Genomic DNA, 11,991 nt, shown 5'->3' with positions numbered 1-11,991 from the left:
ACGGTTATCCCTTTTTCTTAGGAAGGAAACCTTCCAAAACAATGAGCGCCGCGCCAATGCAAATGGCAGAGTCCGCTAAGTTAAAGGTGGCAAAATGCCAGTCTCCAACGTAGAAGTCGATCATATCGACGACGAACCCATGCCAGAGTCGATCAAACAAATTGCCCAGCGCACCACCGATGATCAGGGCATAGGCGATGTTATTCAGTTTTTGTGTCGCACTTGAGCGATACATCATCACTAACAACACCACACAGATCCCAATGGCAATGCCAGCAAAGAACCAGCGCTGCCAGCCACCGCTGTCAGCTAAAAAGCTGAAAGCGGCGCCGTAGTTACGTGCATAGTGAAGATTTAACGATGGCAGCAATACTTTGGTTTCACCTAAAGCGAACTCTTGTAGGATTAAATACTTGCTGCCTAAATCTATCACTAACACGACCAGCACCAGCCAGAGCCAGCGCAGTCCTGTAGACATCATTGGTCGTTTCATTGCACCTGCCATTATGCAAACTTACGTTGTTCGCCATGACCGGCGACGTTGATCACGCAGCGTGGGCACAGTTCTGGATGCTCGGCGCTCTGACCAATTTTGGTAGAGAAGTGCCAGCAGCGTGGGCATTTCTGGCCATCAGCCTTGCTCAGCGCCACTTTCAGTCCTTTCAACACGTCGCTTTGTACCGCATCGGCCGGCGCATTCGCCAACGGTTCAACCTGAGCGCCGGAGGTGATCAGCACGAAACGCAGCTCATCTTCCAGACTGTTCAGTTTAGCCATCAGAGCATCATCGGCATACAGCGTTACGCTCGCTTCCAGAGAACCGCCAACGCGCTTATCGTTACGCGCCTGTTCAATCACCTTGTTCACTTCGCCACGAACTTTCAGCAACTCGGCCCAGAAGTCATTATTCATGGACTCGGAATCACCCAAACCAAACAGCCCTTGATACCACTCTTCAGTGAAGACAAACTCAGCACGTTCGCCCGGCAGATAGCCCCACAGTTCATCAGCGGTGAAGGACATAATTGGCGCCATCCAGCGAACCAATGCTTCAGCGATATGGTACAGCGCGGTCTGGCAGCTGCGACGCGCAATGCTGTCTGCTTTAGTGGTGTACTGGCGGTCTTTAATGATATCCAGATAGAAGGAGCCCATTTCAACCGAGCAGAACTGCATCAGACGCTGAACCACTTCATGGAAGTCATAGTTCTCGTAAGAGACCAGAATTTCCTTCTGTGCTTCCATCGCGCGCTCAACCGCCCAGCGATCCAACACCACCATGTCTTCAGGCTTAACCATGTGCTGTTTCGGGTCGAAACCATTCAGGTTAGCCAGCAAGAAGCGTGCAGTGTTACGAATACGACGATAAGAATCCGCAGAGCGTTTCAGAATTTCGTCGGATACCGCGATTTCGCCGGTGTAATCGGTAGATGCAACCCACAGACGCAGGATATCGCCACCCAGTTTGTTCATCACATCCTGAGGACTTACGGTATTACCGATTGATTTGGACATCTTGCGTCCCTGACCATCAACGGTGAAACCGTGGGTCAGTACCTGACGATAAGGCGCTTTGCCTTTCATCGCTGTAGAAATCATCAGCGAGGACATGAACCAGCCACGATGCTGGTCAGAACCTTCCAGATACATATCTGCCGTGTTGCCGTGGAATTCAGGACGCGCATCCACCACAGAGAAGCTGGTTGAGCCAGAGTCAAACCATACGTCCAAGGTATCAGGCACTTTTTCATACTGGTCAGCGTCTGCGCCCAGAATGTCTTTTGGATCCAGATCCCACCATGCCTGAATGCCGTCTTTCTCAACGCGCTTAGCCACTTCTTCCATCAATTCAGTGGTACGCGGGTGCAGTTCCTGAGTCTCTTTATGCACGAACATCGACATTGGAACGCCCCATGTACGCTGACGAGAAATACACCAGTCAGGACGGTTCGCAACCATCGATTCGATACGCGCTTTACCCCATGCAGGGATCCAGCCGCTTAGACCATTTTCTTTCAGGCCAACCTGTTCGATTTCGTCGATCTCAGCCAGAGACTGCTTGCGCAGGCCTTTCTGATCCATGCTGATAAACCACTGTGGGGTCGCACGGAAGATGATCGGCGTTTTATGACGCCAGCAGCATGGATAGCTGTGATTCATTTTTTCCACGTGCAGCAGCGCACCATGCTCTTTCAGCAGCTCAACCACCACGTCGTTGGCTTTGAAGACAAACAAACCATCCAGACCAGGGAAAGTCCCCTTCAGGTAGCAGCCGTTCGGACCGACTGGGTTAGCCGTTTCCAAACCATATTTCTGACCGATAACATAGTCGTCAGGGCCGTGACCTGGCGCGGTATGAACGGCCCCCGTACCGGCTTCCAGCGTAACGTGCTCACCCAGAACGATAGGCACATCAAAGCCCATAAACGGATGCTGGAAGCGCTGTAGTTCTAAATCAGCACCTTTGCAGCTTGCCAGCACGATCCAAGACGTGATACCTGCGCGTTTCATCACGCTTTCAACCAGATCGGCCGCCAAGATCAGGCATTCACCTTCAACCTGCACTAACTGGTATTCAAAGTCAGGATGCAAAGAAATCGCACGGTTTGCAGGCATAGTCCACGGCGTGGTTGTCCAGATAACCACGGAAACGTTGCCTTCGACGTTTTTCACGCCAAATTTCGCCAGCACTTCGTCTTTATTGACCGCAGCAAAGCGCACGTCAATGGATGGCGAGGTTTTGTCATAATATTCAACTTCAGCTTCAGCCAGTGAAGAACCACAGTCTGGGCACCAATGAACTGGCTTAGCGCCTTTCATCAGATGGCCGTTATCCACGATTTTAGCCAAAGCACGAATGATGTTAGCTTCAGTGTCGAACGCCATGGTCAGGTATGGGTGATCCCAATCGCCCAGCACACCAAGACGTTTGAAATCTGCTTTCTGACCTTCAACCTGCTCAGCTGCGTATTCACGACATTTAGCACGGAACTCGGCGGCGCTGAACTTTTCGCCCGGCTTGCCGATCAACTGCTCAACTTTCAGCTCAATAGGCAAACCATGACAGTCCCAACCCGGAATATACGGGGAGTCAAAACCGCTCAGCCCTTTGGACTTAATAATAATGTCTTTAAGAATCTTGTTTACTGAGTGACCAATATGAATACTGCCGTTCGCATAAGGAGGGCCATCGTGCAGAATGAAGGTTTTCTTGCCTTTTTTCGCGTTACGGATAATCCCGTACAGATCCTGCTCATACCAACGTTGCAGCATGCCAGGCTCGCGCTTGGCGAGATCGCCGCGCATCGGGAACCCTGTTTCCGGCAAGTTCAGGGTATTCTTATAATCACTCATTCGATTCTCGGTTCCGTTTTCGGCTATCCCCTTGGCTCAACAAACGGCTCGCTCAACGGCAGCCTCTGTGACTTTGGGTATATGTATATAGATTAAACCGGTGTCGCCAGCCCAAAAAACTCACGGGCCGTCACCACATCATTGGCGATTTGTTGCTTTAATGCATCAAGCGAAGCAAAACGCTGTTCATTGCGCAGTTTTGCGCGGAGCACCACATCAATGTGGCGTCCATAAAGATCCATCGTGGTATCCAGCAGATGGACTTCTAACTGCTGACGTACGCCAGCGACTGTCGGGCGGGTGCCGATATTCGCAACACCGGGTAACGGCGTTGGCCCCAGCCCATAAACATCCACGGCGTAAACACCTTTTACCGGTGCCACCAGCCGCTTAAGCGGCAGGTTAGCCGTTGGAAAACCTATCGTTCGCCCAACTTCATCACCGTGCACAACGCGCCCAGAGATGCTGTATGGGTGGCCTAATAGGCTTTCCGCTAGATCAAGCTTATCTTCCTGCAATGCCTGTCGAACGGCGGTGCTGCTAATGCGTTTATTGCCTTCGCAGAAGCTATCAGAGTTAGTTACGGTAAAACCGAACTGTGCTCCCGCCAACTTCAACAACTCATAATCGCCTTCGCGCCCTGCGCCAAAACGAAAATCATCACCGACCATCAGATATTTTACGCCGAGCTTTTCAACGAGTAACTTTTTAACAAAGTCATGAGCTGAATTCGCCGCAAAATCACGGTTAAAACGAACACACAGAAGATAATCAACTCCTGCGTCTGCCAGATAATGACATTTATCGCGTAACCGAGTCAGGCGAGCTGGCGCTTTGTCTGCGCTAAACAGCTCTAACGGTTGGGGTTCAAAAATCATCACCATGACTGGCAACCCCAAGCGTTTCCCTTCCTGCTTCAAACGGGTTAGCAAGGCCTGATGACCGCGGTGCACACCATCGAAATTACCGATCGTCAGCACGCAGCCATGATGGCGCGCCCGTAGATTGTGAATGCCGCGAATTAGCTCCATATCAGGCTCAAAACAGTGGAAATCGGCGGATTATACCTTGTACAGAGACTAAGGTTAACCAGCGATTAGAGAGTTTAAAGGGATTCTGCCACCATACCGGAGATAAGCCGCCGGTTAAATACATTACGCGTGATTTATGCCACTCTATTTACGCATCGGCTAAATGATATTTCGCTAAACCTGCGTTTTTGTTGCAAACGCTGATATAATCAGCAACCGCACAGGAAAAAACTCTCGAAAGGGTGTATTCCAAGGGACAAAGCTGGTAAAATCCCGCGCCATCACAACGCGAAAGTGTCGTTCGTACAAGCGACGCTTATTTGCACAAATCCATTGACAACAGAGGGCTAAAAAGGCATATTTCTCGGCCTTTGAATTGTCCTCATAGAATATTTTGGGAGTTGGACCTTGGCTAATATCAAATCAGCTAAGAAACGCGCCGTACAATCTGAGAAGCGCCGCAAGCACAACGCTAGCCGTCGCTCCATGATGCGTACTTTCCTTAAGAAAGTATACGCGGCGATTGCAACCGGCGATAAAGCCGCTGCACAAAACGCATTTAACGAAATGCAACCAATCGTGGATCGCCAGGCTTGTAAAGGCCTGATCCACAAAAACAAAGCTGCACGCCATAAGTCAAACTTGGTCGCGCAAATCAACGCAATGCAGTAATTGCTTTACGTTGGTAGCTTTGAAAAAAACCGGCCTAGGCCGGTTTTTTTACGCCTAAAAACTGAGTGTTAACGGCTAAATAACGCTGAGAAATCTTTGTTACATACGCGTTGAACGGCCGGATGCTGGATCATTCGCTCGGCAAAAATCACGTAGTACTCTTCCTGCAAGTTATCAATTCGCCCCACTTCCTTGATGTTATCCGATTCATTGGCGTACATATCCTGCGCATAAATCGACGGAGCAACAAAAATTGCATCATGAAATTGAGCAAATGCCTTCATCAAGGCGGCATCATCAAATTCCCCGAGGATTTGTACTGTGAGCCCTTGGCTATTAAACCAGTTCAACAATTTACGGCCTAACATGGTTCTGCGGCCTGGGATCAGCAGTTTCCGTTGCTCGAGACAAGCCGGAAATGGCTGCTCTGGCAGCGGCTGACGGCAAAAGAAACTGACGCCACACTCGCCCAGCTTTACTGAAAACAGCCCTTCTTGCTGGCTAGAATCAACGGGGCAGTCGGATAAAATCATATCGAGCTTATGCTGACTCAACTGTTCCAGCAGCATTTCATGCGTAGACTCGAAGCAACGTAAATGAATTTGCTCATGGTCTGCTACCGCAGTTTCTAGCACCTGACTCACCAGGCGCTTCGACAACGCATCAGCCACACCAACGTCAAACAGCATGTTAGATTCTTTGCGATAGTTCACGATATCCAGCATTTCTTGGCTGAGCATGAACATACGATCGGCATAACGGAAAACGAGCTGTCCCAGCTCTGAAGGTACTAAGCCACGTCCTTGGCGTTTAAACAGTTTCCCGCCTAACCGCTCCTCTAAAGCTTTAATCTGCCCGGTGATGGTTTGAGGTGTTAAAAACAGCGCTTCAGCCGCGCCGACCACCGACCCTTCTTTGCAAACCTGCCAGAAGTAATACAGATGGTTAAAATTGATATGTGCTAGACGCACGATAGTGCTCTCCTATTACGTCCTACATGGGTTAATCACCATGCGAACATTGCTGCAGTGTTTGCCCTTTAGGGCTAATCAAGAAGGCAGCACAAACTGTGCGCCAAGAAAAACGCAGCGGCGTATGGCTTATCTTGCCACTAAAACCGCTGACGACCTATGACGGTGCCTCTTCAACGGGAGCCAGATTACAAAAGACGCCCCAATTAATGTTGGAGCGTCTCAGGTAAGGTGGATTACTCCTCGTCGGCAGCTCGCCGTGGTAGTACACGCCTTAGTAACATATATCCCACTAAGGCAGATGCCGTAGACCCAAGTAAAATCCCTAATCTTGAATAGGTTGCAAGCTCAGGTGCCCCTCCAACAAACGCCAGTGAAGCAATGAAAATAGACATGGTAAAACCGATACCGCATAGCACCGAGACAGCAAAGATATGGCGGAAATTAATCCCACCTGGTAAACGTGCGATACCGATTTTCACCGCCACCCAGCTAAACAGGAAAATCCCCAGAGGTTTACCAATAAACAGCCCCATCATAATCCCAGCAGGAAGAACGCCGGTTAGATCGCCTAGAGATACGCCCTGCAGAGAGACTCCCGCGTTCACAAAAGCAAACAGCGGCAGAATGAGATAGGCTACCCATGGATGCAGGCTGTGCTCTAATTTTTCGGCTGGACGTTTGCCGTTCTTGGCTTTGATTGGCAACATAAAGCCAACGATAACGCCTGCCAGCGTGGCATGAACGCCCGATTTAAGAATAGCCGTCCACAGTACCGCGCCAACTAACAGATAAACCGAGGATTTCCCTACCCCACGCCAGTTGAGATATCCCAGCACCGCAATAGATGCCGCCGCCACGCCTAATGCCGATAAAGAAACCTCATGCGTATAGAACAAGGCGATAATCACGATAACGCCTAGGTCATCAATAATCGCTAGCGCCAGCAGAAAGACTTTCAAGCTGGTTGGTACTCTCTTACCCAGCAGCGCCATGACGCCTAAGGCAAAAGCGATATCCGTAGCAGCAGGGATCGCCCAGCCTTGGCTGGTAATAGGATCGGCATGGTTAAATGCAAGGTAGATCAACGCCGGAGCCAGCATTCCGCCAAGAGCAGCGATTGCTGGGAAAATGGCCTTGTCTCGGCTGGCGAGTGAGCCACACATCAGCTCACGCTTAACTTCTAAGCCAACCACCAAAAAGAAGATGGCCATCAGGGCATCGTTGACCCACAACAGCAGAGTTTTGTTGATATCCAATGCCATAAAACGGAACTGAACTGGCGAATCTAAAAACTGCTGATAAAGGCCCTGTAGCGGGCTGTTTGCCAGAACTAAAGCCACGATAGCGGCCATGATGAGAATTATGCCGCCAGCGGCCTCAAGGCGCAGAAACTGACGGATTGCACGGGTTACCATAGTCACTCTCAGAAACTCCTTACACACATTCGTTAATAATGGGCGAGAGAACGAATTAATGCAGTTAGTTTACGGATTACTTTATTTCGGGAAAAGTAGTTTATAAGTGCTATTAACCAAGGAAAAACCGAGTTATTGATGAGTTTCGTCACACAAAATGTAAAAAAATCCCCACGGATTAGGTAGGGATTTTTTATTAACTGCTTATTTTTAAAGAAAATCCTAACGAGTTAAATCGTCGAAGAATTTCTTTACACCGTCGAGAAAACTTTTAGAACGCGGGCTGTTATTAGCGCTCGAAGAATCGCCAAAACTATCCTCTAGCTCACGCAACAGCTGTTTCTGCTTCTCGTTTAGGTTAACCGGAGTCTCAACCACTACGCGGCACAGCAGGTCGCCCTGACTCCCACCACGCACGGATTTAACCCCTTTACCGCGCATGCGGAACATCTTTCCGGTTTGAGTTTCAGCAGGGATTTTCAGCTTCACGCGTCCATCAAGCGTAGGAACTTCAATCTCACCGCCAAGTGCAGCCATGGCAAAGTTGATCGGCACTTCACAGAACAGGTTATTATCTTCGCGCTCAAAGATAGGGTGAGCTTTCACCTGTACCTGCACATACAGATCGCCAGCTGGCGCTCCGTGCTCACCGGCTTCCCCTTCGCCGCTTAAGCGGATACGGTCACCAGTATCAACACCTGCAGGAATTTTCACCGACAGCGTTTTGGATTTCTCTACGCGGCCATGACCGTGACATTTGTTGCACGGATCTTTGATAATTTGGCCACGACCATGACAGTGTGGACACGGTTGTTGTACGGTAAAGAAGCCCTGACGCATCTGTACCTGACCTGCACCATGACAGGTTGGACAAGTCACTGGATCAGTGCCTTTCTTCGCTCCGCTGCCGTGGCAAACTTCGCATTCAACCAGTGTAGGAATGCGAATTTCTTTGGTCACACCGCGTACCGCTTCTTCCAGCGTCAGCTCCATGTTGTAACGGAGATCTGCACCACGGGTCGCACGCTGACGACGACCGCCGCCGAAGATGTCGCCGAACACGTCACCAAAGATGTCGCTGAAGTCTGCACCGCCGCCGTAGCCACCACCGCCGCCCATCCCACCTTGTTCAAAGGCGGCATGACCGTACTGATCATAGGCTGCACGCTTCTGCGCATCGGTTAAGATTTCGTAGGCCTCTTTGACCTCTTTAAACTTTTCCTCTGCGTCCGTATCCTGATTGCGGTCAGGATGGAACTTCATCGCTAGGCGCTTATAAGCCTTTTTGATTTCGCGCTCTTCCGCGTCGCGGGATACGCCCAAAACCTCGTAATAGTCTCTTTTCGCCATTCTATTTATCCTGCCCTTAACATAACTGCACGGGCGTTGAGTTTCCTCGACGCCCGTGCCGGTTAATAGTCACGACGGTTAGCTAAATTTCACTTCCGCCGTCACCAAGCCCGCTAAGGGCAATTATTTTTTATCTTTAACTTCTTCGAATTCAGCGTCTACCACGTCGTCATCTTTCTGAGCGCTGGTATCAGCCTGCTGAGCACCACCGGCCTGAGCCTGCTGCTGAGCCATTTCTAACAGTTTGCTGGAAGCCTGTACCAGAGTCTGGATTTTCGCTTCGATGTCAGCTTTATCTTCGCCTTTCGCTGCGGTATCCAGCTCAGCCAAAGCAGCTTCGATCGCAGTTTTGTCTTCAGCTGGCAGTTTGTCACCGGCTTCTTCCAACTGCTTACGAGTACCATGAACCAGCTGATCGGCTTGGTTACGAGTTTGTACCAGCTCTTCAAACTTACGGTCAGCTTCAGCGTTAGCTTCTGCATCACGTACCATTTTCTGGATTTCTTCTTCGTTCAGACCAGAAGACGCCTTGATGGTGATCTTCTGCTCTTTACCGCTGTTTTTGTCTTTCGCAGACACGTGCAGGATACCATCGGCATCGATGTCGAAGGTGACTTCGATCTGCGGCATACCACGTGGTGCTGGCTGGATACCATCTAGGTTGAACTGACCCAGAGATTTGTTATCCGCAGCACGTTTACGCTCACCCTGAATGACGTGGATCGTCACAGCAGACTGGTTGTCTTCAGCGGTTGAGAACACTTGGCTGTGCTTAGTTGGGATCGTGGTGTTCTTCGCAATCAGCGAGGTCATTACGCCGCCCATGGTTTCGATACCCAGAGACAGAGGGGTAACGTCCAGCAGCAGAACGTCTTTAACTTCACCGGTCAATACACCGCCCTGAACCGCAGCACCGATAGCCACTGCTTCATCTGGGTTAACGTCTTTACGTGGTTCTTTACCGAAGAAATCAGCCACTTTCTTCTGAACCATAGGCATACGAGTCTGACCACCTACCAGGATAACGTCCTGTACGTCAGAAACAGACAGGCCAGCATCTTTCAGAGCCACTTTCAGTGGTTCCATAGAGCGGTTAACCAGATCTTCAACCAGTGACTCCAGTTTTGCACGGGTCACTTTAATGTTCATGTGTTTTGGACCAGACGCATCTGCGGTGATGTACGGCAGGTTAACGTCGGTCTGCTGAGCAGAAGACAGCTCAATCTTCGCTTTTTCAGCAGCTTCTTTCAGACGCTGCATCGCCAGCGGATCGTTGCGCAGATCCATGCCCTGTTCTTTCTTGAATTCTTCAACCAGATAGTTGATCAAACGACTATCGAAGTCTTCACCACCCAGGTGGGTATCACCGTTGGTTGCCAGAACTTCGAAGGTTTTTTCGCCGTCAACTTCGTCAATCTCAATGATAGAGATATCGAAAGTACCACCACCCAGGTCATAAACCGCGATAGTACGGTTGCCGACTTCTTTATCCAAACCATAAGCCAGAGCGGCTGCGGTTGGTTCGTTGATGATACGTTTTACTTCCAGACCTGCGATACGACCAGCATCTTTTGTTGCCTGACGCTGAGCATCGTTGAAGTATGCAGGAACGGTGATAACAGCTTCAGTCACTGGCTCGCCCAAGAAGTCTTCTGCAGTTTTCTTCATTTTCTTCAGAACTTCTGCAGAAATCTGCGGCGGAGCAATTTTCTGACCTTTAACTTCAACCCATGCGTCACCGTTGTCAGCAGCGACGATACCGAAAGGCATGATGCCTTTATCGCGCTGAACTTCTTCATCTTCGAAACGACGACCAATCAAACGCTTGATCGCGAACAGGGTGTTTTGTGGGTTAGTCACCGCCTGACGTTTTGCAGGCTGACCAACCAGAATTTCGCCGTCCTGAGTGTACGCAATAATAGAAGGAGTGGTGCGGTCGCCCTCGGCGTTCTCCAGCACACGTGCAGTGGTTCCATCCATTACAGCTACACAAGAGTTAGTTGTACCCAGGTCGATACCAATAATTTTACCCATCGAACATCTCCACTAAGAATTTTGTTATTAATCTCGTTGCTACCGTAGGTGGGGGCGATATTTCTTTTTTCAACCGCCTTTTTTCTACCTATACCCTAAATCATTCAAGTTGCTGGAAGGCGGCAAACGAATGAGTCCCAATAAGCTTACCTAAGTAAGTGGCTCGGGTGATTGAGTGCAGCCAACACACCAGCAGCTTAAAGTATGGCGGGAATACCCGGTAACTAACTGCGTTGTAAGTAAGATGGGGTCGCTCAAGACGACAACAAGGGGGGAGATTAAAAAAAATATGATTTTTTAACCCACAAGATCATTGTTTATGTTCTGACTCCTCATTATTATGCCGCGCGCTCGATCGTTGAAAAGAACAACAATGCGATAAAACATTGTGTTCTCGGGCACGTACCAATGAATTTCCACGCCTAACCAATTGATGTTGCAAATATAAAAATCAACCTCAACGGCGCTGGAATATTTATTTCTACATTAAACTTCTCTTATTACAGAGGCTCTATGCACACCAACAAGTTGGCGAATCCCGGTCCTTTAGGCCTGATGGGCTTCGGGATGACCACCGTCTTGCTGAACCTGCACAATGCAGGCTTTTTCCCTCTTACTTCCGTGATCATCTCAATGGGGATTTTCTTTGGAGGGTTTGCCCAAATTCTCGCTGGGCTGCTTGAGTACAAAAAAGGCAACACTTTCGGTTTAACCGCATTTACTTCCTACGGCGCGTTTTGGCTGTCGCTGGTCGGTATTTTAGTACTGCCAAAAATGGGTCTGGCCGATGCCAGCGATGCCAGCTTCCTCGGTACTTATTTAGCGCTGTGGGGCATTTTTACCCTGTTCATGTTCTTCGGTACTCTGGGCGCAAACCGCATTCTGCAATTCGTGTTTGCCAGTCTGACCGTTCTGTTCTTCCTGCTGGCCTACGGCAATATTACGGGCAACGCTGCGGTTCTACACTTTGCCGGTTTTGAAGGTATCGTTTGTGGCGCGAGCGCTATTTATCTGGCTATGGCTGAAGTGATCAACGAACAAGCAGGCCGTACCGTGCTGCCAATCGGCGAATGCAAATGCCATAAAGCAAACGCACATCCTGCTGAACTGTAATTCTAAGCAGTATCACGCTTTTCTATATCCAGAGCGTTAAACAGCAAA

General features: G+C 49.6%; 9 protein-coding genes. 2 read left to right on the top strand and 7 right to left on the bottom strand.

Translation table 11 applies throughout. From position 1 onward, the window contains the following. Nucleotides 1-4: 4 nt before the first annotated feature. From lspA to ribF, 3 genes are all read right to left on the bottom strand, one after another. Complete coding sequence (gene lspA / locus HMPREF3091_RS05250) at nt 5-493, bottom strand: signal peptidase II (protein WP_035502109.1); 489 nt, start codon at nt 491-493, stop codon at nt 5-7. A gap of 11 nt (nt 494-504) precedes the next feature. Then, nucleotides 505-3,354, bottom strand: coding sequence for an isoleucine--tRNA ligase (gene ileS, locus HMPREF3091_RS05245; protein ID WP_070714607.1), 2,850 nt, complete (start codon nt 3,352-3,354; stop codon nt 505-507). 92 nt (nt 3,355-3,446) lie between these two features. Continuing rightward, nucleotides 3,447-4,385 carry a bifunctional riboflavin kinase/FAD synthetase gene (gene ribF, locus HMPREF3091_RS05240; RefSeq protein ID WP_004089138.1) on the bottom strand — a complete coding sequence of 313 codons (939 nt, stop codon included), beginning with the start codon at nt 4,383-4,385 and terminating at the stop codon, nt 3,447-3,449. A 408-nt stretch (nt 4,386-4,793) separates the two neighbouring features. Here ribF and rpsT point away from each other — a divergent pair, with 408 nt between their 5' ends. Further along, complete coding sequence (rpsT, locus tag HMPREF3091_RS05235; RefSeq protein ID WP_008814663.1) at nt 4,794-5,057, top strand: 30S ribosomal protein S20; 264 nt, start codon at nt 4,794-4,796, stop codon at nt 5,055-5,057. A 68-nt stretch (nt 5,058-5,125) separates the two neighbouring features. On the opposite strand, the gene nhaR is transcribed toward rpsT, so the two are convergent. The 4 genes from nhaR to dnaK form a co-directional block, all read right to left on the bottom strand. Beyond that, entirely contained in the window at nt 5,126-6,028 is a 903-nt protein-coding gene (gene nhaR, locus HMPREF3091_RS05230) for a transcriptional activator NhaR (protein WP_004089142.1), read from the bottom strand. 236 nt (nt 6,029-6,264) lie between these two features. Further along, nucleotides 6,265-7,446 (bottom strand): Na+/H+ antiporter NhaA, encoded by a 1,182-nt coding sequence (gene nhaA, locus HMPREF3091_RS05225; protein ID WP_004089147.1) that lies wholly within the window; start codon nt 7,444-7,446, stop codon nt 6,265-6,267. A gap of 222 nt (nt 7,447-7,668) precedes the next feature. Further along, a complete protein-coding gene (dnaJ, locus tag HMPREF3091_RS05220) occupies nt 7,669-8,796 on the bottom strand; it encodes a molecular chaperone DnaJ (protein ID WP_004089150.1) in 1,128 nt (375 codons plus the stop codon). 123 nt (nt 8,797-8,919) lie between these two features. Beyond that, nucleotides 8,920-10,830: a molecular chaperone DnaK gene (gene dnaK / locus HMPREF3091_RS05215; RefSeq protein ID WP_004089152.1), complete on the bottom strand. Its 1,911-nt coding sequence runs from the start codon at nt 10,828-10,830 to the stop codon at nt 8,920-8,922. A 513-nt stretch (nt 10,831-11,343) separates the two neighbouring features. Here dnaK and satP point away from each other — a divergent pair. Continuing rightward, nucleotides 11,344-11,943 (top strand): acetate uptake transporter, encoded by a 600-nt coding sequence (gene satP, locus HMPREF3091_RS05210; RefSeq protein WP_004089157.1) that lies wholly within the window; start codon nt 11,344-11,346, stop codon nt 11,941-11,943. Nucleotides 11,944-11,991: the final 48 nt, after the last annotated feature.

The organism is Hafnia sp. HMSC23F03, from assembly GCF_001816025.1.
GTDB classification, from domain to species: domain Bacteria; phylum Pseudomonadota; class Gammaproteobacteria; order Enterobacterales; family Enterobacteriaceae; genus Hafnia; species Hafnia paralvei.
Note: the sequence above shows the minus strand (reverse complement) of the source record. Positions and strands in the feature narration are given on the sequence as shown.

Excerpts from the sequence above, each read along its gene's own strand:
- lspA (WP_035502109.1), bottom strand. The coding sequence starts at position 493 with ATGAAACGACCAATGATGTCTACAGGACTGCGCTGGCTCTGGCTGGTG.
- ileS (WP_070714607.1), bottom strand. The coding sequence starts at position 3,354 with ATGAGTGATTATAAGAATACCCTGAACTTGCCGGAAACAGGGTTCCCG.
- ribF (WP_004089138.1), bottom strand. The coding sequence starts at position 4,385 with ATGGAGCTAATTCGCGGCATTCACAATCTACGGGCGCGCCATCATGGC.
- nhaA (WP_004089147.1), bottom strand. The coding sequence starts at position 7,446 with ATGGTAACCCGTGCAATCCGTCAGTTTCTGCGCCTTGAGGCCGCTGGC.
- dnaJ (WP_004089150.1), bottom strand. The coding sequence starts at position 8,796 with ATGGCGAAAAGAGACTATTACGAGGTTTTGGGCGTATCCCGCGACGCG.
- dnaK (WP_004089152.1), bottom strand. The coding sequence starts at position 10,830 with ATGGGTAAAATTATTGGTATCGACCTGGGTACAACTAACTCTTGTGTA.
- satP (WP_004089157.1), top strand. The coding sequence starts at position 11,344 with ATGCACACCAACAAGTTGGCGAATCCCGGTCCTTTAGGCCTGATGGGC.